Below are 25,386 nucleotides of genomic sequence, written 5' to 3'. Positions count from 1 at the left end.
CAATTATTTTAAATAAAATGGCAAGAGTTTTAACAGGAGTACAGAGCACGGGAGTGCCGCATTTAGGTAATATTTTGGGTGCAATTATGCCAGCTATAGATATGGCAAACGACCCAAAAAATGAATCTTTTCTTTTTATTGCAGATATGCATTCGCTAACGCAAATAAAAAATGGAGAAGAATTGCGTAACAATACTTATGCTGTAGCTGCTACCTGGCTTGCTTTTGGCTTAGATATTGAAAAAACTGTTTTTTACAGACAAAGCGATGTTCCGCAAACAACAGAATTATCATGGTATTTGAGCTGTTTTTTTCCGTATCAAAGATTAACCTTAGCACATTCTTTTAAAGATAAGGCAGACAGGTTAGACGATGTTAACGCTGGTTTATTTACTTATCCAATGTTAATGGCTGCAGATATATTGTTATATGATGCTGAGATTGTGCCTGTGGGTAAAGATCAAATGCAACATTTAGAAATCACAAGAGATGTAGCTTCTAGGTTTCACGCGCAATTAGGAGAAACATTTGTATTGCCACAAGGTAAAGTGCAAGAGGAGTCTAAATTTATTCCTGGTACAGATGGCGATAAAATGAGTAAGAGTAAGGGAAACTTAATTAATTTGTTTCAGACAGATAAGAAGTTGCGTAAGCAAATAATGGGTATCCAGACAGATAGTACACCAATGGAAGATCCTAAAGAGCCAGAAGGTGATAATGTGTTTGAGTTGTATAAAATATTAGCAACACCAGAACAGGTTGAAGAAATGCATGCTAAATATAAAGGTGGTAACTATGGTTACGGACACGCAAAGCAAGAATTGTTTGAGGTTATTGTAGCTAAGTTTGCAGATGCTCGTGAAAAGTATGAGTATTATATGAATAACCTAGAAGAAGTAGATGCTGCTTTGGCAATAGGAGCAGCAAAAGCAACAGAGGTTGCAAATGAGGTATTAAGTAGAGTAAGAGCAAAAGTTGGTTATTAACTTTTGCCCTTATTATACTGGGTTCTTTTTATTTAATAGAAATTAATTCTACATCAAAAATTAAAGCGGCGTAAGGAGGTATTTGGCCTCCTGCTCCTCTTTCTCCATAAGCTAGTTCTTGCGGAATGTATACTCTATATTTAGAGCCAACAGACATTAATTGTAATGCTTCTGTCCATCCTTTTATAACTTGTGATACACCAAAAACAATAGATTCTCCGCGTTGTATAGAGCTATCAAAAATAGTTCCGTCTATAAGTTTGCCTTCATAATGTACTTCTACTTTATCATCTGCCGTAGGTTTTGGGCCATCTGCAGGAGTTAAAATCTCGTATTGTAATCCGCTTTCTGTAGTTTTTATGCCTTCTCTTTTAGCGTTCTTAGCTAAAAAGTTTTCGCCTTCTTCACGTTGTCTTTTTGCTTCTTTTTCTTTATGCTCAGAAATGTTTTTACGAATTAAATCGCTAGCATCTACTTTAGTAATTTTTTCGTTGCCATTTAAAGTTTCTTCTAATGCAACCGCAAAAACATCATAATTTATAGATTGTACTCCTACAGATTTTAAGCTACTTCCTATTTCTACACCAAATGCATAACTAAACTTGTGTATACTGTCGTTTAGGTTTACTTCTTTAGCTTTTTTAAGCTGATTTAACTCGTTTTTTAGGGTAGAGGCTTCAGATTTTAAAGCGGCTACTTCCTTTATTAAGTCTTTCTTTTTTTGAGCAAAACTTGCTGTGCTTATAAAAAGAGCTATTGCTGCAATTACTAATTTTTTCATTTTATGATTTATATTTTTGTACGAAAATAACCAAAATCAGTAGTATTTCTTCACTGGTTTATTTCTATTTAGAAAAAACTAAAAACAAACTAATTAGTTTCTACTCTAGAGTAGAGCTCATTACCCAATGCCTTACTTTGTAGTTTTAATGAGTATTTTAAGAGGTAAACTACTTTGTTTTGGGTTTTTATATGTTTAATTTATGTAGTGTTAAACTAAATAGTCTTTTTTTAATGAGGTAAGTAAATTTAAATTGCTTTGTGTTTTTCTAATTTTTATATGGCTTCAAACAGTTTTCCGGGTAGTGGTCTAATTGCACCTTTCATTTCCATATTTAATAGCGTAGATGAGGTTTTAAAAACAGGAATGTTGCATGCTAAAGCAATAGTGTCTAGCAATTGTTTGCCTTCAGTTTGTAAATAAGAGTGTATTTGTTGCTCCAAATTGCTTAACTCTACAAACAACTGTTTTTGTATATTCTGATTTTTATTTTTTTGAGTTTCCCAATCTAATAAATAAACAACATCTGCCGCAGAAGTTATCATATGTGCTTTTTGCTGCTTAATTAGATTGTTGCAGCCTAAGCTGTACTTGTCCTCGGTTCTGCCTGGTACTGCAAAAACATCTCTATTGTAGCTATGCGCAATGTCTGCGGTAACTAGGCTTCCGCCTTTTTCTGCAGATTCTATAACCACTGTGGCTTCACTTAAACCGGCAATAATTCTATTTCGTTTTAAAAAATTCTCGCGTTCTGGTGTACTAGTGCTCCAAAATTCGGTTAAAAAGCCACCGTTTTTTTCTATGTCAGCTGTGTATTTGCTGTGCACTTTTGGGTAAATTTGGTTTAGGCCGTGTGCCAAACAGCCAATAGTTTGTAACCCGTGTTTTACAGCTTCTTTTTGTATACAAATGTCTACTCCGTATGCAAAGCCACTTACAATAACTGGATTTAAAGGAGCTATGTCTGCTATAAATTTTTCGCAAAAAGCAGTGCCGTAACTTGTTATTTTACGAGTACCCACAACACTAATAATTTTTCTGTTTTTTAAATCGATATTACCTCGTTTAAATAATAAAATAGGAGCATCTATAGCGTGTTTTAGGTAATCTGGATACGCTGCATCTGTAAAATATAAGGTTTCAATATTATTTTTCTCTATAAATTGAAGTTCTTCTTCTGCAGCATCTAAATGAGCTGTATCAAAAATATTCTTCAATTTTAAGGTGCCAATGCCATCAATTTTTAAAAGTTCTGCTTTTGTGCTACTAAAAATTTTAGAAGCACTGCCACAATGAGCAATTAATTTTTTGGCTGTAACACTTCCAATATTCGGAATGCTTTGCAATCTTAAATTCGCAATTAATTCTGTTGTAGTCATTTAGAGGCTTTCTATAATTGAGCACAAAATACAACAATTAAAATGTTAATAAAAAGTTGAGTGAAATGTTAAAAGCAAGATGATTTTTTACAATATTTGCCACAATGCGAACAGAACAATATATTGAAGAATTATTATATAGGTACAACTGTGTTGTAATACCTGAGTTTGGAGCTTTTTTAACGCAAAAAAAGTCTGCTGAATTAGATGAGGCTACTAATACCTTTACGCCACCTACTAAGATAGTTTCGTTTAACCAACAAGTAAAGTCTAACGATGGCTTGTTAATAACATATATTGCAACGGCTGAAAAATCTACCTACGAAGTAGCTTTAGAAGCGTTGACAAAAGAAGTTGAGCATTGGAAGAGAATGTTAAAATTAGGGCAAAGAATTAAGTTTGCTTCTGTTGGTGAGTTGTTTTTAAACGAAGATGAAAAAATTCAGTTTATACCAGCTAACCAAGTAAATTACCTAACTACATCTTTTGGTTTGTCTACCGTAGTAGCATCACCAATTACAAGAGAAGTTTTAAAAGAGGAAGTAGTTGCTTTAGAAGAAGAGGTGCCTTTTATCATTACTCCAGAAAAGAGAAAAACTAGTGCGTTTAGACCTTATTTAAAATATGCAGCAATTGCTTTGTTGGCAGTTTCTACAGGATTAACAGGTTTACGTTATTACAATACTACCGTTGCTATGCAAGAAGTTGCACAGCAAGATGCCAATGAGCAAATATCTAGAAGTATACAGGAAGCTACATTTTTTGATGCTACACCATTAGAATTGCCTTCTTTATCTTTAGATATTATTGCTAAACCAGCATCACAAGAGCATTATGTTATTGCAGGTGCATTTAGAGTGCAAAAAAATGCAAACAGAAAAATAGAAGAGCTAAAAGAACAAGGCTACAACGCATTGTATGTTGGTGTTAATAAGTATGGTTTACACCAAGTTGCTTATGCTAGTTTTAGTGATGCTAACGAGGGTATAAACTACCTAAATAAAATAAAATCTAGCGTATCTTCAGACGCTTGGTTGCTCTCAGTAAAGTAAAATATTTTCTTTTTTAAAGTAAAAGCGCAGTATCTTTGCGCAAAATTTAAAAAATAGAAAATGCATACACCTAAAGATAGTAGAACAGTTATGACAGATTTGGTACTCCCTAGTGAGACCAATCCGCTAAATAACTTGTTTGGAGGAGAACTGTTAGCTCGTATGGATAGAGCTGCTAGTATTGCTGCACGTAGACATAGTAGACGTATAGTTGTAACGGCATCTGTTAACCATGTTGCTTTTAATAGATCTGTTCCTGTTGGCAGTGTTGTAACAGTAGAAGCTGCTGTTTCTAGAGCTTTTAAGACTTCTATGGAGATTTTTATTGATGTTTGGATAGAGGATAGGTTTAGTGGTGAAAAAACAAAAGCAAACGAAGCTATTTATACTTTTGTTGCTGTTGATGATACCGGAAAACCAACTGAAGTACCTGCATTAATTCCTGAAACTGATTTAGAAGTTGAGCGTTTTGAAGCTGCCTTGCGTAGAAAACAATTAAGTTTAGTGTTAGCAGGAAAATTGAAGCCAGCGGATGCAACTGAGCTTAAAGCAATTTTTGTAGAAAAATAACAACTAGTATATTTTATTGTAAATAGTTTAAAATAAATTATTTATATTTTTTATACTGATGAGTATATGTAAGAACGGCTTGGAAATTAATCCAAGCCGTTTTTTGTTTTACTATAAAAATGTTTTTGTTATTTGTTGTACTTGTTTCAATCCATCTGGATCTAACGCAGTCTTTAATTTGGTAAAATCTTCTGCCCATGCAGATGTTCTTACTCGTAAAGGAGGCTGCTCGTTGTTTGATATCTCTGCAATTACTTCTGCTACTTGTAATGGAGTTTGGTATGTACTTTCTGAAGTTTCATTAGCTCTTTGTTGGTTGCCTTCCATATATTTTTGAAAAATAGGAGCATATTCTCCAGTTGCAAATTCACCTTTAACAGCCGTATTTTTTATGGCAGAAGTCATAAATTCTGTAGAAATTCCTCCTGGTTCTATAATAGAGAAGTTAATGTTAAAGCTGGGGCTAACATAGGTTGCTAAGGACTCTATAAAGCCTTCTACCGCAAATTTAGCACCACAATATAATTCGTTAAATGGCTGGCCAACCAAACCACCTACAGAACTTAGAGTAATTATATGGCCACTTTTTTGCTTTCTCATATATGGCAATACTGTTTTAGTTGTGTAAACAACACCTAAATAGTTTACGTTTGTTACCCATTCTATCTCTTTTTCTGTTGCTTGTTCAATTGTTTTTCCAAAACCTGCTCCTGCATTGTTTAGTAATACATCTAACTTACCATCTTTGCTAATAATTGTTTCTACAGCTTTAGTTATTGTTTCTTGCTTAGTTACATCTAACTCTAAAATATCTATATCTAGATCGTCTTTTTTTATGCTTTCTTTTAGTGCATTACTTTTTTCAAGGTTGCGCATTGTAGCGTATACTTTGTATCCGTTTTTAGCAAACAGTATTGCAGATTCTAATCCTACTCCTGTTGATGTTCCTGTAATTAATACGTTTTTTTTCATTTTTGTGTAATTTTATTTTATGGACTGAATATTCATTCCAATTGTTAAACAAATTTTTTTACTCTTTAATCGCATCCCAAACCAAGTCAATTTGGTTTTTAAGGGATTTATTATTGTTATTAGGTAAATTAATCCATCTTAAATAAGATAGTATTGAGCCACCTATAAATTGTAGCAACTCGTCATTTTCTATATTTTTAATAATATGCTCTTTTTTTCCTTTTAATAGAAGAGATATAGCACCTTCTATGGCGTTGTAGCCAACATTTTTGCTTTCTGCTGTAATAATTGGAGATGCTTGCAATTGGTCCATAAAACCAAAGTATAGTCTGTTTTTAGTAAAAAAGTCAAGTACAATACCATAATACATCTCAAACTGAATTTTAACAGGTAAATCTTTATTAAATACAGTATCTAAGACCTGTTTTTCTTCTTCTTTAATAGCTACATAAATAGCATTAATTAAAGCTTCCTTGTTTTCAAAATAATTATAAATAGTTCCCATACCAGTATTTGCTTTTTTTGCTATTGCAGACATTGGTGTAGCGTGTATACCGTTTTCTACTAATAACTCCAAGGCAGCTTTTAATATGGTTTCTTTTTTATTCATACGGCAAAGGTAAAGCTTTTGGAACAAGTATTCCAAAAGCCTTAATTTTAAATTTCTGTTAAAAGTTTAAATGGTGGCTTATTTAAATCAGTTTTGTTCTAATAACAACTGGTTTTTCATTGAGCTTTGTAGCGGCTAAAACCTTAAATTTAGCAATGTGAGGTTGTTGCCCGTGTAAATCTAAACCAGCTTCATTCTTCCATATCTCATGAAAAATAAATGTATTGTTATCTGTTAAGCTTTGCTGTAAGTCATATTTTATACAGGCTTCTTCTTTTAAGGTTTCTACTACCATATTTTGTAAAGCAGCTTTAACCTCTTCAGTAAATTCTGGCTTACTCTTAATTATTGCGGTTACATAAATTTTCATAAATCTAGTCTTTAAATTGCTGTTGCAAATGTTGCGAATAAATTACCATATCTCTATTTATATCTGCATTTTTTTCTACATCATGAAAGTGAAAACTTTTAATAGGAGTCATTCCAGTAAAAGCATTCATTTTATGAAAGCCAAATAATGGTCCGTCATCAACACTAGTTTCATTAAAGAATTCACCAGGCATAGTAAAGGCTGTTCTAGGCGCATTCCAACTACTTGTAACCATATACTTTTTGTTGTGCATAAGTCCACCCGTTCCGTAATTTATATTCGGATTTGTAGATCGTCTTCCGTCACTACTGTAAATACCATTGTTGTGTCCTTCTGTAAAAACAACATCTATGTATTTTTTAAAATTATGTGGTACTTGAAACCACCATATAGGTGTGTGGTAAATAATAATATCTGCCCAAACATATTTTTTTACTTCTTCTTTAGCGTTATAACCATTGGCAATATGAGTTGTTTTTACCATTGTACTGGGCATCTTGCTAAAAAAAGCTTCAGTTGCATTAGTTATTGTTTTATTAAATTGTCCGCTAGAATGACCAAAATTTTGTCCTGCATTTATGATAAAGATATGCTTCATTTTATATTTTTTTTAATTAAATGGCAAAGTTATATCTTGCTTAACTATAATTAAAATAGTATAAATTATACATTTGTATTATAATACTAATACTTGTCTCGTGGTAAATTTGGAATGGTACAGAACTTTTAAAGAAATCTATAAAACAGGAACACTTACTAAAGCAGCTAATACATTGTATATTTCTCAGCCAGGAGTAAGTTTACATTTAAGTTCTTTAGAAAGTTATGTTGGTTATAAATTGTTTGATAGAACAGGAAGAAAAATGATACCAACAGAGCGTGGTAAGATATTATACAATGTAATTTCTGAAGGATTACATATTTTAGAGGAAGCTGAAAAGAATTATAAGCAAAGCACAGAGAAACATACGCCAACAATTAGTATAGGAATGTGTTTTGAGACTTTTCAGATTACTTTAGAGCAATACATTTCTACGTTACCTTTTAATGTTATTATCAGGTTTGGTGAGTACCAAGAAATGCTACAAAATTTAGACAAAGGCATTTTAGATTTAATAATTTCTCCGCATAAGGGTAACGCTTCAAACATTACTTACGAGCCATTTTCTAATGAAACTATAATTTTGGTTGGTGGTAGTGAGGTAGATGATACGCTTTTTCAGGAATTAATTAAAACCGAGCAATATGCTAAAGCAGAACATTGCTTAAAGCAGGAAAAATGGTATGGTACTACTGGTGATATGGAGCATTTGTTTCGATTTTGGCAATATAATTTTGGTCATCGGCCAGATTTTAGGCCTAACTATATTGTTCCTAACTTAAACTCTATACTTAGGTGTTTAAGTAGTGCAAAAGGTTTAGCTGTAATTCCAGATTTTTTATGCAAAAAAGAAATTGAAGAGGGTAAAGTTAAATTACTTTGGAAGGGTCATAAAGAGCTTACTAATACATTATACTTTGCTAGCAGAACTAAAACATCATATAACGCAGAAATTGATTTAATTAAGGGGCTTTTTAGAAAAGTTATTGGATAATATGTTTATATACCAATTGTTATTTAACTCATATGCAAAATATAAACTAATGAAAAAACAGATATAAAAACCCATAATGCAAAGGCTAAAATAATAGGTTTTGACCCTGTTGTTTTTAAATCTTTTATAGATATGGTTGTACCCACAATAAACAATGTAAGTACTAATAAACGTTTAGAGTATAAAACAATGTTTGTTGTAGCAAAAGTGGGTAGAATATGGTAACTATTTATAAGTATAGCACAGATAAAAAGTATAATAAAATAAGGAATTTTTATTTTTTCTCCTTTAGTTTTAAAGATAAACATAGATAAGACAGACAAAGGAATAATCCACAATGTTCTAGATAATTTTACGGTTGTTGCAATTTTAAGAGCTTGGTCTCCGTAATCTAAAGCTGCACCAACAACAGAGCTTGTATCGTGTATGGCAATAGCGCACCAGAGTCCAAATTGTGACTGACTAAGACCAAGCCAGTGACCTAGAGCAGGAAATAAAAATAGGGCAACAGAGTTAAGTAAAAACACTACGCCTAGGGAAATACTTATTATTTTACCATTAGCCTTTATAACAGGAGCAATTGCAGCAATGGCGCTACCACCACAAATAGAAGTTCCTGAAGTTATTAAATGACCTAGCTTTAGATCCATCTTTAAAAATTTGGCTAAAATTAACCCCAAACTTACGGTTAGCACAATAGAAAAAAAAGTAAGGCTTAAACCATCCTTGCCCGTTTGTATGGTTTCTTTTAAAAACATTCCAAAACCCAAACCAATAACAGATATTTTTAAGAAATAGTGAATAGCTTTGTGGCTATGCGTTTTAAAAGGGTTTTTAAAAATGAGAGTAAAAATAAAACCTACACTTAGAGCAGTTGCACTATTTATTAATCCGCTTATTGCCGCTAAAACAATGCTGAAGTATATAATTTTTGTAATTAAGATTTTCATATCAAACTATATTAATCTGATACAAAACTACAGCTAACCTATAACTGTTTAGCAAACATTAAAGCTATGTTGTATAACTAAAGGTTATAGTTAGAGCGAATGTATTTTTCAAAGTTACTCATAGTAGCATTTTGGTACCCAGTTCTAGAAACAAAGTAAAACCAGCGTTCTATGGTAAAATCTTTAATATCTATTACTTTTAATTTATTGTGTAGTAAATCTTCTGTAACTGCATTTATAGAAAGTAAGGCGTAGCTGTTAGAGTAGTATAGGTAGTTTTTTATGGCTTCGGTACTATTTAAGGTAACAACCGTATTTAGTTTTTTTATGTTATTTTTTTGTAGAAATTGCTGAATAATTTTTTTTGTGCCAGAACCTATTTCTCGTTCTATTATGGGTAAGTTTTTCAACTCATTTAAGTTAATTACACCTTTCTTATGATTGCTATTTTTATTGTTGGTTACCAGTACAATTTCATCTTTAATAAACTTGTTAAAATGTAGTTTTGGATTGGTGTTTTTGCCTTCTGTAATTCCAAAATCTATTTGCTGATTTAAAATTAACTCTTCAATTTCATCAGAGTTTTCACTATCAATTTTAATACTTGTATTAGGAAACTGGATTTTAAATTTAGCTATTACCTTTGGTAAAATATAGTTTGCAATTGTAGTACTTGCTCCAAAACTAATTTTATCTGGGTATGTTTTTTCTTTATATAAAAATTGCTGATCTATTTTTGCGTAGATATCTAAAATTTGGTTTACGTAAACCAAAAAAGCTTTGCCATCTGCGGTAAGCTCTATAGAATTTCTTTTTCTAATAAAAAAGGCACATTTATAATCGTCCTCTAAATTTCTTATTGCTTTAGAAACTGCTGGTTGTGATATAAATAACTGTTCTGCTGCTTTAGTAAAACTTGCGTGTTGTGCAACGCTTTTAAATATGTGAAGTTTATTTTTCATAGATGAAATTTAGCAGCTTAGAGTTACAAAATTACTGATAACTTTTTTTGGAGTAATATTTTTTGCACTACTTTTAAATACGTTTAATTATAGGTATTCTAGAATTATTTGGATTTACCTATTTTACAAAGAAAAGAAAGCCTAATTACATTATTCAGTAGGCTGAATTAAATCCCACTTATTGCCATACAAATCTTTAAAAATGGCAACTGTACCATAAGGTTGTTTTATGGGTTCTTGTAAAAATTCAACTCCGTTTTTACAAAAAGAGTTGTAGTCTCTTAGGGCGTCATCAGTCTGCATAAAAAATGCAACACCATCACCAGCTTGCTTGCCAACAGTTGCTTTTTGTAGCTCAGAACTAGCAAGAGAAAGTACCAAACCAAAATTAGCCTGGTTTTTAGCTTGTATTGTAACCCACCTTTTTCCATCACCAAGTTGTACATCTTCAACCAAAATAAAATTTAACTTTTTAGTGTAAAATGTTATTGCATCATCATAATTAAGAACTAATAAAGTAGCATTCTTTACAGCGTGTTTCATAGTTTATTTGGTTTCGTATGCGTGTTTTTGTTTTTCGTAATCTTTAAATTCATTTTCTGTCATTTGAAAAATAATTTTTGAATACGAACGGTAATTTACAGCATCTTTTTCTTTTAAAAAATCTGTAATAATGTATTGTGTAAATGGGTATTGTAGATCTTTTGTTTTAAATGTAGAATATCGGTCTTTAGACTTTGGGTGTTTTTTTCTTAATATCTTGTATGATTTGTGTAGTGAGCGTGCTAAGTACAGGCATAAATCAGACAATATACTTTTTGGTATTTTATCATTAACTATTGGTTTGTAATGGTTTTCAATAGTTTTATAAAAACTCTTTTTAGACTCAAGTTTATTTGGTTTTTTCTCTAAAGGCATTTGGTGGTCATTAGATTATTAATGGTATAAACCTGAAAAAAAAGTATAGCGCTACATATTAGGAGCGCCATACCTTAAGTCATTTATGGATTAGTAGACCATAATGATGCGTTTTTAAGCATAGCTCTTCTAGGTAGTTTTAAGCCAGCAACAATAAGCTCTGCAAAGTCTTCTGGTTGCAAAACACTATCTTTAGAATCACTGTCTGCAATGCCTAGCTCTATAGACATATCAGAAGCAATTGTACTAGGTGTAAGTGTGTTTACTCTAATATTGTTTTTACGAACTTCTTTCATTAAAGACTCAGACATACCAATTACGGCAAATTTAGAAGCTGAGTATGCAGATGTATTTGCATTACCGTTTAAACCTGCTGTAGAAGAAATGTTAATAATGTCACCAGAGTTTTTTTCTATTAAATGTGGTAAAACCTCTTTGGTTACATAGTAAACTCCCATTACGTTGGTTTGCATAATTTGAGCCCATTGGTCTGCTTCCATATCATTAAAAGATCCAAAAGCAGCAATGCCAGCGTTGTTTATTAGAATATCTATGCTTTTAAACTCATTAAAAATAGATGTAATTCCTTTTTTTACTTCAGCTTGGTTACCAACATCAAAAACAGCATATGTTGCATCTACACCTAAAGCCTTAATTTCTGCAACTGTTGCTTCTAGCGTTTCTTTATTTCTTCCTGTTATTGCAATTGCAACACCTTCTTTTGCTAAAGCCAAAGCAGTTGCTTTACCAAGGCCTCTACTGCCACCAGTAATAAGGGCCTTTTGTCCTTTTATATTTTCCATTGTTTATTATGTGTTAGGTTGAAATGTGTAAAGTGTATTATTTCACTTTAATTGTATTACAAAAATATAGAACAATTAAGTTTTTAAGTAAGGAATAATGTTGGTTTTTTGTTAAGGTTTTTATTAAATAAAAATGCCTTATTCATTTTACAAAATGAATAAGGCATTTGATGTTTTGTTATATTTAACCTTTATATAGAAAGGTATTTACAATAGCTTTTTATATTTTGAAGGGCATTTTCAAACTCAGTACTACTTATTGTTTTTGCATTCTCTATTGTTTTTATAAGTTTTAATGATAGTAGCACTTCTGTAGTCAATTCCTTGTCCTTTTTTTCAATATGTATATGATCTTCAATTAGTTTCCTAAGTTCATCGTTTTCTATTTCAAACTTGCTCAAGTCTGTGTCAGGATTCGTTTCTCTTGCTAAAATTAGCATTACATATCTTTTCATTAAACTTGAAAATAGATTACTCTCTAAATCTGTTAAATGATATGTTTCTTTAAGTAAATTGATGTCAGGTTTTATAATACTCGTGTTAATATCTTTAAAAGAATATTTACTAAAAAAATCTCTTTCAGGGGTTTGAATATTTAGCCCCTTCATAAAAGTATTATATTCCTTAAACTTATCCTTAGACCCTTTATTTTCTTTACTGTAAAATTTAGGAACATATATGTTTTTTATAGCATAATATGTTTTCTTTGATTGGTAAATTGGAGTGTTATTATTGTATGGTGTTTTTGTTAGTTCATAAACTGTGTTTATATCAATGAATCCGTCTACATATTTATTAATAAAACTGTTTATTTTGTCAACTCTGTTAATGCTTTTAGTTTCATAGTATTTTGTAATCTTTAATTGTGGATACAAAGGTTTATGTAGTACTTTATCATTCTTTGTTGACTTCTTATTTTTAATTTCTCTTTCAATTCCAATTAAAAAATTCTTGTCTTTTCTACCAGCTTGAAGCTCTTTAATAGCTGTCAGAGATTTATCAAAATTATTAGCCATATAATATCCTTTAGCTATGTTAGACAAAGTATATAAATATAAGTTTCTCTGTTTTCTTTCTTTTTTATCTAAAGTAGAATTAAATTCTTCCCACTTTGCAATAGATGCTTTTGCTTTACTGTAATTCTTTACAACTATTGCTGATTCAAAATCTTTTAAAATAGTATTGTAATTTTCTACTTTTTTGTCATTTTCTTTCCATTTTTTAAGATAATAAAAATAGTAATTTTCTTCAATGTCTATTACCTTAAAAGCTTTGCTTAAAAAATTGACAGCATTTCTTTTTAGCTTATGTATTTGAACTTTGTTCACTTTATCTACATACTCTTGACTAATTATTCTATTTCCTTTGTTGTCTAAGCTTGTTATTTGTGATAAATTGTAAGGAGTAGTGTTTTCTATAACCAAAGTACTAGCTTTTGTATCTACTTTATTAGAGTAATCATATCGTGTTACATTATCCATTGCAACATTTAAATTTGAAGTTACTCTTAAATAAATAGGTCTTTCGTATATTATGCCTTTTCCTCTTTCAGTTATAAACTGGCTAGCCGATATTTTAGACGTGATATAAACATTATGTTTGATGTTACCTTTGTCGTCCTTTATATCTTTAATTTTTATAATAGGATAATTGTAGTGTAGTTCTAATTCTGATATATAATCAGGATATGAGTTGTTTAATGTAATTATAGAATCACTTAATCTTAAGTCGTAAGCACCAAAATTTTGACTGGAAATGTACTCTTTAGTATTTAACTCTTTGTCTTGCGAAAAGACTGTAGCGTAAAATCCTTTTGGATCATTTAATTGTTTAACCAATGCTGGCTTTTGCTTTGCTATTGTAATAGTCTTGTCTCTTGTTGATTGGGCAAATGCTAATGTTGAAAAAAGAGAGAATAAAATGAAGAATCTCATAATTTAATAGATCTTTTAAATGTTGGTTATTTTTAATTGTCTAGGTTGCAATTATTTAATTTAAATAATACTTACAAGTAAAGCAATGTAAGAATTTTACCTCTATTTTTAACAGAATGTTAACTGTTTTTTTTAAAGAGTAGATTGTTTACGCTTCTCTTCTAAAATTCAATTTTGTTTATTTGCAACTCTAAGCATTGCCACCTACTTTTATTTATGAACTTTATTGCCTTTTTTTCTAAAATTAAGTACACTACTTTGGTCCTTGTTATGGTTATTATAACCGTAATTAGTACTTTGGCATTGAGTTATTTAATTACCAATGAAATTACAATTGTTAGTGAAGATATTGCTAAGCGTAATTTTAGAGAAAAGTATGATGATGTATACTCAGAATTAACTCGTTTTGAGAACTTTTTAGGACGAATAGAAACAATTGTAGAAAATTCTAAATCTGTAACAGAGCTTCAAAACAATTTTAATACTTGGGTTTCTTTTCAGCCCGAAGAATTAGACTCTCTTATTTCCTGGCAGCAAGTTTCATTTACTCAAAAATCTGCTTCAGAAACATCTATAGCAATACTGCAAGACACTGTTTTTTCTGTAGCAAAAGCAAACAAGCCTTTATCAGTTATAAAAAAGCAAAGTGTTATTGTACCAGTTAATAAAGGATATGTTTGGCGTAATAAACTTACAGTGCTAAATGCTGCAAAAGACTCATTGTTTTTAGGGTATGATATTCCTTTGGTTAACCTACAAAAGTATTTTGCCAATGTAGATTCTAAGTCAATAAACTACGCTTATGTTTTTAATAAAGAAGGTTTAATTTTATTACACCCAGATGAAAATTTACTTGGTAAAAGCGTGTTTTTATTTAACTCTATTGGCCCTAAAGATACATTGGGCTTAACAACAGATAAACAAGTGCCAAGCGTTGTAAAATCTGAATACCTGCAGTTAGATGTTATACGATACTTGCAACCTTTAAAGTTAAAAGAAACCTCTTGGTATATTGCTGTTAGTTCTCCTAAAAATATTAGTGAAGAAAACGTTACAAAAATTAGACAGTATACTTTTTTAATTTATGGCATTTCTACAATGCTACTTCTCTTTGTTTTTTACTTTTTTAATCAGCTTATAAAAAAACAATACATAGAAAAAGAGCGATTGTTAAAAGAAAAAAATAGGCTAGTTGTGCAAAAAGAGATAGCAGAAAAAGAGAGTTCTTTTTTACAATTACAGCAATTAAAAGAACAAATAAACCCGCACTTTTTATTTAATGCGCTTAACTCTTTATATATGTTAATAGATGTAAATAAAGAGAAGTCTAAGATTTTTGCGTTAAAACTATCAAAGCTATATCGTTACTTTATTTCGCCACCAGCAAATAATATTACTTTGGTTAAAAATGAGTTAGAACTTTTAGACGAGTATATTTATTTGCAACAAACGCGTTTTGGTAAGAGCTTGCTTGTTACTATTTTGGGTGATGCTAGTTTAGCAAAGGATCATTACATTCCGTTTTTAGCATTGCAAACACTTGTAGAAAATGCAATTAAACATAACACAGCAACTAAAGTTAAACCACTTACAATAACTATTAACTTAGGGATAGATGAAATTGAGGTTGTAAATAACTACCAACCAATAGCAACTCCTCAAGAAAGTAACCACTTTGGTATAGACTATCTAAAAAACATTTATGCTTATTATAATGTAAATAATTTCACAAATTATCAGAAAAATTCGCAATACATTTGTCATTTGCCTTACATTATTTTTAAATAATCCATTCACTCCTTAATAATATCCACTCACTCCTCTTTTTTTGTGAGTATTTAGTAAAACCTAGATTTTTAGGCAAAATTATCACATAATTATGCGTAAAAATCAGTTTGCATTTATAGTAAAAATAATGCTGTTTATTCTTTTTTTAGGAAGTACAATTAGTGTTTCTGCTCAAAAAAACAATAAAAAAGACAAAGAACAATCTAAAGATAGCTTAAATAAAGGGTATAAAGATTATGCTAAGCTTATAGAAAAAGCGACTTTAACTAAAGGCTTATTCTCTGTTATAAAAACTGATAGCGATTATTATTTTGAAATTCCTGATAGCCTTTTTACAAGACAATTTTTAATTGTAAATAAAATATCTCAGGTTCCTTTAGCAATAAATGAGCACGGTTTAAACAAAGGAATGAATTATGAAAACAAACTAATTACTTTTCATAAAGACAGTCTGTCCAAAACAATTTGGGTTAAAACTAGTAACCCAATGGTTTCTTCTCCAAAAGATGACGCTATTACATTGTCTGTAAAAGATAATTTTGCAGAATCTATTATAGAAAAGTTTGATATTGAAAGCTACAATCCTAAAACAAATGCGCCTTTAATTAAGGTAAATAAGGTTTTTAATGGTAAAGAAAAAAGCTTTAATGATGTACTTAATAATGTTGGTTTAGGCGGTAGCGTTAAAAGCGATTTATCATACATTCAAAAAATAAAGTCGTTTCCAGAAAATGTTGTAGTTAAGTCTCAGTTAACCACAACGGTTAATGAAGGTGGGCCAGCTATGTACGTTACATTAGGGGTAACTAGCAATATAGTATTGTTGCCAAAAACACCAATGCAAGCAAGAGAATTAGATAAACGTGTTGGTTTTTTTACAGAAAAGCATTGGTCTTTTAATGACAAGCAACAAGCAATGCAAAAGCAAGAGTTTATTACCAGATGGCGTTTAGAGCCTAAAGCTGAAGATGTAGAGAAATATACAAACGGTGAGTTGGTAGAGCCTAAAAAGCCAATAGTATATTATATAGACCCAGCTACACCTAAACAGTGGAGAAGTTATATAATACAAGGTGTAAAAGATTGGCAGGTAGCTTTTGAAAAAGCAGGTTTTAAAAATGCAATTATAGCAAAAGAACCAGATGCTAATGATAAAGATTTTGATATAGATGATGTACGTTATTCTGTAATTACTTATGCAGCATCACCACAAGCAAATGCTATGGGGCCATCTGTTGTAGATCCAAGAAGTGGAGAAATTATTGAAGCAGATATTATTTGGTGGCATAATGTAATGACATCTTTACAAAGTTGGATGCGTATACAAACAGGACCAATAGATAGCAAGTCTAGAGGTAATGTTTTTAATGATGCACATATGGGAGAAGCAATTAGGTTTGTATCTTCTCATGAGGTAGGGCATACATTTGGATTAAAACACAATATGGGTGCTTCGCATAGTTTTCCGGTAGATTCACTACGTTCTAAAACGTTTACAGATAAAATGGGTGGTACAGCACCATCAATTATGGACTACGCTCGTTACAACTACGTAGCGCAACCAGAGGATAATATTACGTCAATTACACCAAAAATTGGAGTTTATGATACATACGCAATTCAATGGGGATACAAATGGTTTAAAAATAAGACTGATGAAAAACGCGAACTTCAAAAACTAGTAAATGGTCATAATAACGATCCGCTTTATTTTTACGGCGAACAACAATCTTATAAAAATACGGTAGATCCTAGGTCACAGTCTGAAGATTTAGGTGACAACGCAATGCTTGCAAGTACATACGGATTAAAAAATTTAAAACGTGTAGCTAATAATCTTGAAAAGTGGACTTACCAAGAAGGTGAAGACTATTACAAAACAGGCAAACTATATTTGGGAGTTATAGGACAGTGGAATATGTACAATGCGCACGTAACAAATAATGTAGGCGGTGTATATTTAAATACTATACAACACGGAGATGGTAAAGAGAGTTACCAGCCGGTTTCTTATCAATTACAAAAAGATGCCGTTGCCTACTTAAATAAAAACGTATTTACATTACCAGAGTGGTTGTTTTTTAATCCGGTTTTAAAACATACTTATGCTATAAAAGACTCTCCTTTTGGTCCGTTTGAGCAAACACCATATACTTTAGCAAGAGCATTACAGTATGATGCCTTATATAATCTTTTACAAGACGAACGTTTGTTGCGTTTGGTAGAAGCTAATTTATATAACCCAGAAAAAGCACCACGCTACTCTGTACAAAACTTATTTACAGACTTGCGTTCACATATTTTTAGAAATACAAAAAAGGGTAAGTCGCTTGAGTTGGTAGATCGTATGGTGCAAAAAAATTATGTAGATGTATTGCTTGTTGGAACACAAAAGATCATGGAAAAAACCACAGTTAAAAGTAACGCTACGTTAGATTTTCATTTAGATGGTAGTTTTTGTTCGGTTGCTTTAAACGAAAAAAATAAGGCACGTAATATTAATTATACCTCTATGAAGCGTACATCAGAGATAACATCATACAAAAGACAAGAGTTGCAAAACGTACTACAATTATTACAAAAAAAGAAACGTAAGGGTGATGCTAATACGCAGGCACATTATAATGATTTGATTTATCGTATTAAAAACACTCTAAAATTTTAACTTTAAACCCTAAATACCAATTTTTTTATGAATAAATTCCTTTTTACGTTATTCTTTGTTGCTGTTACCGCAGCGTGGGCACAGGATACGAGAACAATTACCGGAGAGGTAATAGGAGCAGAAGATGGTATGCCTTTGCCTGGAGCATCGGTTTACGTCTCTAAAAACATGATTGCCAATGAAACTGGCGTTGCTGGTGTCATAGAAAATACATCTATTGGCGTTGTTGTAGATTTTAATGGTAAGTTTTCATTAAAACTACCAATAGGAGTAACTCAGATTACAGTTTCTTACTTAGGCTATCAAACCAAAACAATTAACCTAACAGCATCTAGTAGCTATACTATTTCTTTAAAAGAAAATGTAGATAGTTTAGATGAGGTTATTTTAACAGGATACCAAAAGGTAGAAAAAAGAAAACTAACTTCTTCTGTTGCTAAGGTTAAGATGGATGACATTGAGCAGATTGGTGTTTCTAGCGTAGACCAATTGCTACAGGGACAAGTTGCAGGTGTAGTTGCTACTACGCAAACCGGAGCTCCTGGTGCACCAGCAAAAATTAGAATTAGAGGTACAGCTTCTTTATCTGGTCCACAAGATCCATTGTGGGTTGTAGACGGTTTGCCATTAGATGGTAATGATGTGCCAGATTTTAGTGATAAAGATAATATAGACCAATTACGTAATTATGCTATTGCTGGTTTAAACCCTAGTGATATAGAAGATATTACCATTTTAAAAGATGCTGCTGCCACTGCTATTTATGGTGCTAGAGCGGCAAATGGTGTTATTGTAGTAACTACAAGAAGAGGTAAAAGCGGAAAAATGAGAGTTAACTTTTCTGCAAACACGTTTTTTTCTGCAAAGCCTAATTTTGATGAGTTAAACCTTATGAACTCGCAACAAAAAGTAGATTTTGAACTTGGTTTAGCGGCACGTACAGATTTAGATTTTAGAACTAATAAAGGTGAGGTTACACGTATTTTAAGTAATTCTGGAGAGTTAGGAACGTACCAAACTAATGGTTTTTCTTCATTAAGTACGGCTACACAATCTCAAATAAATGCATTAAAAAATAACAATGCTAACTGGGGAGATTTGCTATATCAAACTAGTGTAAACACACAGTATAGTTTAGGTATTTCTGGTGGTACAGATACATCAGACTACTATTTTTCATTAGGCTATTATGATGAAGAAGGTACTACTATTGGTACTGGTTTAGAGCGTTACAACATCACTCTTAAAAATAATTTTGATATTAGCGACCGTTTAAGTGCTGGTGCTTCTGTTTTTCTTTCTCAGTCTAAAAAAGAATCATACTTAACAGGTACAGATGCTTTTACAAACCCTGCAAATTATAGCAGAAACGTAAACCCGTATTTTACTCCTTACGCGGCAGATGGGTCTTACAATTACGATCAAGATATAGAGGGTACAGATGGTAGATACGTGCCTTTTAACTTTTTAGAAGAAAGAGAAAACACTGCATACAATTTAAAAAATCAGGCTGTAAAAGCAATTTTTGATGGTGCTTATAAAATTACAAACGATCTTACTTTTTCTACACAATTAGGTTTACAGTTTGATAAAACTAGTACGGAGAAATATGCAGCAGAGGAGACTTATTTTTCTAGAAAAGAACGTGAAAAAAGTAGGCGTTATGACTCTAGCATAAGCGATTATTATTATTACTTTTTGCCAGAAGGGGGCATTATACAAAACTGGAACGAAGACTTTTTTCAGTACAACTGGAAATCTTTATTGACGTATGATACTAGTTTTGGTAAACATGAAATAGAAGGTTTGTTGGGGTCTGAGTTTAGACGATCTAAGTTTACCAACATTATGAGTCGTGGTTTTGGGTATAACAAAAACACTCTTACTACTACACCTATAATTTTCCCTAATGAAGATACTGCTAATGAAAGTTCTTATCAGACTTATGATAAAACTACAGCGGAGAATGCATACGCGTCTTTTTACGCTACAGGTTCTTATACTTATGATCGTAAATACACATTTTTTGGTAGCGTACGTTATGATGGGTCTAACTTATTTGGCGTAGATCCTAAATACAAATATTTACCATTATGGTCTGTTTCTGGATCTTGGTTGGCTAGTGAAGAGGACTTTTTAAAAACAAGTGACGTTATATCTAATCTTCGTTTTAGAGGATCTTATGGTTTGCAAGGTAATATAGACCGTAACACATCTCCTTTTGTTATAGGTGAGTATAACAAAACAAGTATTTTGCCAGGAACTTCTGAAGAAACAATTGTGGTAACGTCTCCACCAAACGCTAAGTTACGTTGGGAAAAAACAACTAATACCAATGTAGGTATGGACTTAGGCTTGTTTAATGGAAGAATTAGTATTGCCGCAGACGTATATAAACGTAACAGTACAGATTTAATTGGCTTACGTTCTGTGCCTTTAGAAAATGGATTTGAGTTTACAAATTTAAACTGGGCAGAGGTTACTAATAAAGGGTATGAGATTAGTTTGTCTACCAGAAACATTGTAACCAAAGATTTTTCTTGGACAACAAACATTAATATATCTCACAACAAAAGTAATGTAGACAAAATACAGGTTAGAGATAATAGCTTTTTACCATCTAGAGAAGGTTTACCAGTAAATGCAGTATTTGCTTTAAAAACTGCTGGTATAGATGAAAGTGGTTACCCATTATTTAAACGTGGAGATGAGGTTGTATCTGCGGTAGAGTTGTTTAAGTTAACAGACCCTTGGGCAGATTTTTTCCCTGGATTTATAACAGAGTCTGGTTTAACTAATGAAGAGTTTAGAGATTTATTTAGTTACGTTGGTGATCAGGATCCTAAATATAGTGGTGGTATCATAAACACTTTTAAATACAAAAACTTAGATTTTACAGTTGCTGCTAACTTTAATTTAAAGCAGACTGTGGTAGAACGTCAGCCATATAACGGTACACAAATAGATCGTGGTCAAAATTACTCTGCTAGAGTTTTAAATGCGTGGTCACCAACAAACACAACTAGTAATTTACCTGGTATTGTAGGGGAAACATCTGGAGCAGATGGCTCCTGGATGGCTTACAAGTGGTTTAGTGGTATAAACCCAATAGAAACTATGCCACTATTAGATACTTGGGTAAAAGAAATGAGTTATATAAGAATTAATAGTATGCGCGTAGGCTATAGTTTTCCTAAATCCTTAACCACGAAGTTAAATATAAGTAGCTTCCGTTTAAACCTAGAAGGAAAAAATTTATTGGTATTTGGGTCTAATTATGATGGTTATTTTGATCCTGAGACTTACGGAAATATCTATGCGCAACCTATTTCAAAAACTATTGCTTTAGGTTTAAATGTAACTTTTTAAAAAATTAAATTATGAAACAAATACATATATACACACTAGCAATACTTACCTTTTTTATGGTAAGTTGTGATGATTATTTGGAAATACAGCCAGAAGGAAAAGTTATACCAGAAAGTTTAGAGGAATTTAGAGCAGTTTTAACTAAAGGCTATGATATTTTTCCAGAGCAAAAATCTAGAGTAGCTTACAGGACAGATGAATTGGTTTTAGATGAAAATAGTTTCGATTTTCCATCTTACAAAGATGTTTATACTTGGAAAGATGCAAATCCTGATCCGCAAACTGCTCCTTATCCATACATACAAATGTATAATTCTATTTTCTACGCCAATCACGTAATAGAAGATGGTAAAGATAAAATTGAAGATTCAGAAGAAAAAAACCAATTGCTAGGTGAAGCTTATGCGCTTAGAGCTTATGCACATTTTGACTTGGTTAATCTTTATGGTAAACCTTATAATGCTACCACGGCTAGTTCTGATACAGGAGTACCGTTGGCACTAGAAATAGATCTAGAACAGGTATTTACACCCGTATCTGTACAGGCGGTTTATAGTCAAGTTTTAAAAGACATAGCAACATCAAAATCTCTTTTAAACGTTACAAAGTTTGATGCAGGCTTAAATTATAGGTTTACAAAAACAGCAATTTTAGCCTTAGAGACTAGGGTGCATACCTATATGAATAATAGTGATGCAGCTTTAACAGCTGTAAATGCAGCTTTATCATTAAACAAAGAACTTGTTAATTTAAATGATACTCCAGAATTGCCAAACACGTTTACATCTGTAGAGTCTATTATGGCTTTAGAAGATGTTTTTGATTCTAGCGTAAGAAATAGTTCATTTATTTCTGATGACTTAGTAGCTATTTATGACACAACAAACGATTTAAGATTTGGATTGTACTTTAATGTAGATGGTAGTAGTTACAAAGCAGCTAAAGGTGGAGATCAAAAGTTTAAGTGCTCGTTTAGAGTATCAGATTTAGTGTTGTTAAAGGCAGAAGCACAAGCTAAATTAGGTGCTTTAGATGAAGCAAAGGCAACCTTGTTAGCATTTATGCAAAACCGTTACCAAAGTGCTCATATGACTAGTTTAACAACAGGTATAAATGCAATGTCTGCTAATGAGTTTATGCAAGAATTGTATACAGAGCGTTGGAGAGAATTAGCACTTGAAGGTCACCGTTGGTTTGATTTAAGAAGAAGTAACCAAAAAGCAATTACACATAGTTTAAGTGGAGAAGATTTTCAGTTAAGTGAAAATGACCCACGATATATTTTACCATTCCCTGCGGATGCAAGATTAAATAACCCGGAATTATAATATTACGAGTTAGTCAGCGAGCAATTATTGTTCAACTAAACCCGATAATTTTATCGGGTTTTTTTATTTTTATGCAAAAAATAATATGCTTATAGTTGTAGTAGAAGATGAAGATTTGGCAGCAGATTATTTAATTGGTTTGCTAAAAGCGCAAAGTGTTGTGCCTGTAACTAAAATAATACATTTGGGTTCTGTGCAAGAAATGGTGTCTTTTTTTAATAGTGCACAGCCAGACTTAGTTTTTATGGATATTCATTTGGGTGATGGTAAAAGTTTAGAGGCTTTTACACAAACAAATATTATTGCTCCTATAGTTTTTACCACTGCTTATGATGATTATGCCATACGCGTATTTAAACACTTTACAATAGACTATTTGCTTAAGCCTTTTGAAGCTAAAGATGTGTACAAGGCATTACAAAAGTATACGCAGATAAAAGAAAATTTTTCATTCTACAACACTGCAAAATCCTTAGAGGCCTTAGATAGTAAAACACAACAAGAGCGCTTTTTAGTGCAGTCTGGTCATCAACTAAAATCTATAGAAAGTGCTGAGGTTGCCTTTTTTTATAGCGAAGGAAAAAACCTCTTCTTATTTACAACCACATCTGAAAATTACTTGTATAAAGACACGTTACGAGATATATCAGAAAAACTAAACCCTGAAGTCTTTTTTAAGGTAAACAGAAATTATATTATACATATAAATGCGATAAAAGAAATTGTAAAGCATAGTCCACAAAAAATAGAATTACATTTAAAAGTTACACACGCAAGCACAAAACCTATTTTAGTAAGCAAGTTTGAGGTTAAAAACTTTAAAATTTGGTTAGATAAGTAGCTATTTGGTGTCTAAAGTTTTTTGCTAAATAATAACCTTGCCCCACGCTCTTTAGAGGTAAACTGGCGTACCATTTGTAAATCTAGCTTTTCTAAAACTCTCCTGGAAGCGTGATTCTCTGGGCTTGCAGTGGCTAAAATTTCGTTTAAATTAAGCTCATTTTTTGCGTAATCTATCCAAAATTCACCTATTTCTGTAGCAATACCTTTTCCCCAAAAATTATCGTCTAATATAAAACCAAACTCATAACTTTCTTTACCAAGATAATTACATTTTAATAAACCCGAGACACCAATAAAAGCATTGTCTTCTTTATTGGTTAAACACCAGAAACCAACAGTTTCGTCTGTTGTGGTAATAAAATCATCTTCAACTATTTTTTGAAGCTCGTTAGCTGTTAAAACACGACCTTTTAAAGTGTTTTGCATTACAAGTGGGTTTTTGCAAAACAAGTCTTCTAGGGGTTTTTTGTAGGTTGTACTTAAGGGCGTAAATTGTATTCTTTGACTTTGTAACATTCTAGTAAAATACAACTTTATTTTTAAACTATAACGTTTATTTGTAGAGGGTGACTTAAATTTTCTACTCTTTTTGTTCAGTTAAAAACGGATTGTACATCATAATAGCATTGTTAGTAACTAGTAATTTTTCAGTTTGCTCTCCGTTTATATCTTCAATTTGTACAATTTGATTATGACGAGAATAACCACCCCAAAATTGTTGTTTTATAATGTGATTGCGCTCTTCAATAGTATAATTAGCATTAATTTTTTCTTTAGAAACTAATTCTCCGTGCAAATGAGTATCATCTAACCATAGGTGTATCTGAAAATTATTTTCAGTTTCATTTTTCACCTGTAAATCTATATAATTATAAGACAATGTTGCGCCGGCTCCAAAGGGTACTTTACGGTTAATATCCGGGAAAACATCAAAACCGTGTCTGTACCTTTCTGTAACTGTAAGAGGGGAGTGTGCAAATACCCAAAACAATAAGTTCCCAAGCTGACATAAACCACCTCCTGTGTCTTTGGCAATTTGCCCTTGACTTAGAATTAAACCTTCTAAATATCCTTTGCGCTTTGTTGGTCTTCCCACTAATTTCCAAATAGAAAATGTTTCATTTGGTTTAATAATAACAGTATTTATGTGGCTAATTGCAATTTCTAAATTCTTTCTCTTGTTTTCTTGCAAATACATATCTACATCTTTTAACGGACGTAGAATCATAGATTGATGTTTAAAAACTGAATTGTTAAATAGAGTAGTACTTTTGGTAGTTGCCCACTTTTTATTAGATGACAACCAATGATATTTTCTCTTTAAAATAAAATATTCTTTACCTAATAGTTGCCTTAACCTGCTTCTGTTTATGGGTTTCTGTATTTCATTCATTTAAAGACAAACTAAATTTTGTACAAGTGACTAAGTTATAAATATAGAGAAACTTTTTTTAAACAATAAAGCCCCAGATATTTCTGGGGCTTTAGATAGTAGCATATAGGTGTTAATG

At 31.7% G+C, this 25,386-nt stretch carries 23 protein-coding genes; 9 read left to right on the top strand and 14 right to left on the bottom strand.

Annotated features, from left to right (window positions below; translation table 11 throughout):
* The first annotated feature begins 17 nt into the window (after nucleotides 1–17).
* Complete coding sequence (gene trpS / locus AX016_RS03525) at nucleotides 18–986, top strand: tryptophan--tRNA ligase (RefSeq protein ID WP_100894297.1); 969 nt, start codon at nucleotides 18–20, stop codon at nucleotides 984–986.
* Between the two features lie 28 nt (nucleotides 987–1,014).
* On the opposite strand, the gene AX016_RS03520 is transcribed toward trpS, so the two are convergent.
* Both AX016_RS03520 and dprA read right to left on the bottom strand, forming a co-directional pair.
* Nucleotides 1,015–1,767, bottom strand: a complete 753-nt coding sequence (locus tag AX016_RS03520; RefSeq protein WP_100894296.1) for an FKBP-type peptidyl-prolyl cis-trans isomerase — start codon at nucleotides 1,765–1,767, stop codon at nucleotides 1,015–1,017.
* Between the two features lie 275 nt (nucleotides 1,768–2,042).
* Complete coding sequence (gene dprA / locus AX016_RS03515) at nucleotides 2,043–3,146, bottom strand: DNA-processing protein DprA (protein WP_100894295.1); 1,104 nt, start codon at nucleotides 3,144–3,146, stop codon at nucleotides 2,043–2,045.
* 104 nt (nucleotides 3,147–3,250) lie between these two features.
* Between dprA and AX016_RS03510 the strand changes: the two genes are divergently transcribed.
* Both AX016_RS03510 and AX016_RS03505 read left to right on the top strand, forming a co-directional pair.
* On the top strand, nucleotides 3,251–4,198 hold the full coding sequence (locus tag AX016_RS03510) for an SPOR domain-containing protein (protein WP_100894294.1): 948 nt from the start codon (nucleotides 3,251–3,253) through the stop codon (nucleotides 4,196–4,198).
* Between the two features lie 60 nt (nucleotides 4,199–4,258).
* The gene (locus AX016_RS03505; protein WP_100894293.1) at nucleotides 4,259–4,768 is read left to right on the top strand and encodes an acyl-CoA thioesterase; all 510 of its coding nucleotides are present in this window, start codon (nucleotides 4,259–4,261) and stop codon (nucleotides 4,766–4,768) included.
* A 111-nt stretch (nucleotides 4,769–4,879) separates the two neighbouring features.
* Here the strand turns inward: AX016_RS03505 and AX016_RS03500 are convergent, their stop codons facing one another.
* The 4 genes from AX016_RS03500 to AX016_RS03485 form a co-directional block, all read right to left on the bottom strand.
* Nucleotides 4,880–5,740 (bottom strand): SDR family oxidoreductase, encoded by an 861-nt coding sequence (locus AX016_RS03500; protein WP_100894292.1) that lies wholly within the window; start codon nucleotides 5,738–5,740, stop codon nucleotides 4,880–4,882.
* A gap of 58 nt (nucleotides 5,741–5,798) precedes the next feature.
* On the bottom strand, nucleotides 5,799–6,350 hold the full coding sequence (locus AX016_RS03495; protein WP_100894291.1) for a TetR/AcrR family transcriptional regulator: 552 nt from the start codon (nucleotides 6,348–6,350) through the stop codon (nucleotides 5,799–5,801).
* 82 nt (nucleotides 6,351–6,432) lie between these two features.
* Entirely contained in the window at nucleotides 6,433–6,720 is a 288-nt protein-coding gene (locus tag AX016_RS03490; protein ID WP_100894290.1) for a putative quinol monooxygenase, read from the bottom strand.
* 4 nt (nucleotides 6,721–6,724) lie between these two features.
* A complete protein-coding gene (locus tag AX016_RS03485) occupies nucleotides 6,725–7,318 on the bottom strand; it encodes an NAD(P)H-dependent oxidoreductase (RefSeq protein ID WP_100894289.1) in 594 nt (197 codons plus the stop codon).
* Between the two features lie 100 nt (nucleotides 7,319–7,418).
* On the opposite strand from AX016_RS03485, the gene AX016_RS03480 reads away from it, so the two are divergent.
* Nucleotides 7,419–8,315, top strand: coding sequence for a LysR family transcriptional regulator (locus AX016_RS03480; RefSeq protein WP_100894288.1), 897 nt, complete (start codon nucleotides 7,419–7,421; stop codon nucleotides 8,313–8,315).
* A gap of 23 nt (nucleotides 8,316–8,338) precedes the next feature.
* Here the strand turns inward: AX016_RS03480 and AX016_RS03475 are convergent, their stop codons facing one another.
* The 6 genes from AX016_RS03475 to AX016_RS03445 all read right to left on the bottom strand — a co-directional run bounded on the left by AX016_RS03475 (nucleotide 8,339) and on the right by AX016_RS03445 (nucleotide 13,882).
* The gene (locus AX016_RS03475) at nucleotides 8,339–9,265 is read right to left on the bottom strand and encodes a YeiH family protein (RefSeq protein WP_100894287.1); all 927 of its coding nucleotides are present in this window, start codon (nucleotides 9,263–9,265) and stop codon (nucleotides 8,339–8,341) included.
* Between the two features lie 77 nt (nucleotides 9,266–9,342).
* The gene (locus tag AX016_RS03470) at nucleotides 9,343–10,227 is read right to left on the bottom strand and encodes a LysR family transcriptional regulator (protein ID WP_100894286.1); all 885 of its coding nucleotides are present in this window, start codon (nucleotides 10,225–10,227) and stop codon (nucleotides 9,343–9,345) included.
* A gap of 150 nt (nucleotides 10,228–10,377) precedes the next feature.
* On the bottom strand, nucleotides 10,378–10,770 hold the full coding sequence (locus AX016_RS03460; protein WP_100894285.1) for a VOC family protein: 393 nt from the start codon (nucleotides 10,768–10,770) through the stop codon (nucleotides 10,378–10,380).
* A gap of 3 nt (nucleotides 10,771–10,773) precedes the next feature.
* A complete protein-coding gene (locus tag AX016_RS03455; RefSeq protein ID WP_100894284.1) occupies nucleotides 10,774–11,145 on the bottom strand; it encodes a hypothetical protein in 372 nt (123 codons plus the stop codon).
* 83 nt (nucleotides 11,146–11,228) lie between these two features.
* On the bottom strand, nucleotides 11,229–11,948 hold the full coding sequence (locus tag AX016_RS03450; protein ID WP_100894283.1) for a 3-ketoacyl-ACP reductase: 720 nt from the start codon (nucleotides 11,946–11,948) through the stop codon (nucleotides 11,229–11,231).
* A gap of 191 nt (nucleotides 11,949–12,139) precedes the next feature.
* The gene (locus AX016_RS03445; RefSeq protein WP_100894282.1) at nucleotides 12,140–13,882 is read right to left on the bottom strand and encodes a hypothetical protein; all 1,743 of its coding nucleotides are present in this window, start codon (nucleotides 13,880–13,882) and stop codon (nucleotides 12,140–12,142) included.
* A 216-nt stretch (nucleotides 13,883–14,098) separates the two neighbouring features.
* On the opposite strand from AX016_RS03445, the gene AX016_RS03440 reads away from it, so the two are divergent.
* From AX016_RS03440 to AX016_RS03420, 5 genes are all read left to right on the top strand, one after another.
* Nucleotides 14,099–15,670 carry a histidine kinase gene (locus AX016_RS03440; protein WP_100894281.1) on the top strand — a complete coding sequence of 524 codons (1,572 nt, stop codon included), beginning with the start codon at nucleotides 14,099–14,101 and terminating at the stop codon, nucleotides 15,668–15,670.
* 91 nt (nucleotides 15,671–15,761) lie between these two features.
* On the top strand, nucleotides 15,762–18,335 hold the full coding sequence (locus AX016_RS03435; protein ID WP_100894280.1) for a zinc-dependent metalloprotease: 2,574 nt from the start codon (nucleotides 15,762–15,764) through the stop codon (nucleotides 18,333–18,335).
* Between the two features lie 27 nt (nucleotides 18,336–18,362).
* Nucleotides 18,363–21,704, top strand: coding sequence for a SusC/RagA family TonB-linked outer membrane protein (locus AX016_RS03430; protein WP_100894279.1), 3,342 nt, complete (start codon nucleotides 18,363–18,365; stop codon nucleotides 21,702–21,704).
* 11 nt (nucleotides 21,705–21,715) lie between these two features.
* Complete coding sequence (locus tag AX016_RS03425) at nucleotides 21,716–23,032, top strand: RagB/SusD family nutrient uptake outer membrane protein (protein ID WP_100894278.1); 1,317 nt, start codon at nucleotides 21,716–21,718, stop codon at nucleotides 23,030–23,032.
* A gap of 85 nt (nucleotides 23,033–23,117) precedes the next feature.
* A complete protein-coding gene (locus AX016_RS03420; protein WP_100894277.1) occupies nucleotides 23,118–23,873 on the top strand; it encodes a LytR/AlgR family response regulator transcription factor in 756 nt (251 codons plus the stop codon).
* An 11-nt stretch (nucleotides 23,874–23,884) separates the two neighbouring features.
* Here the strand turns inward: AX016_RS03420 and AX016_RS03415 are convergent, their stop codons facing one another.
* On the bottom strand, nucleotides 23,885–24,391 hold the full coding sequence (locus AX016_RS03415; protein WP_100894276.1) for a GNAT family N-acetyltransferase: 507 nt from the start codon (nucleotides 24,389–24,391) through the stop codon (nucleotides 23,885–23,887).
* A 64-nt stretch (nucleotides 24,392–24,455) separates the two neighbouring features.
* Nucleotides 24,456–25,268, bottom strand: coding sequence for a VanW family protein (locus tag AX016_RS03410; RefSeq protein WP_100894275.1), 813 nt, complete (start codon nucleotides 25,266–25,268; stop codon nucleotides 24,456–24,458).
* Nucleotides 25,269–25,386 lie beyond the last annotated feature (118 nt).

The organism is Cellulophaga sp. RHA19 (assembly GCF_002813425.1).
Taxonomy (GTDB): domain Bacteria; phylum Bacteroidota; class Bacteroidia; order Flavobacteriales; family Flavobacteriaceae; genus Cellulophaga.
Note: the sequence above shows the minus strand (reverse complement) of the source record. Positions and strands in the feature narration are given on the sequence as shown.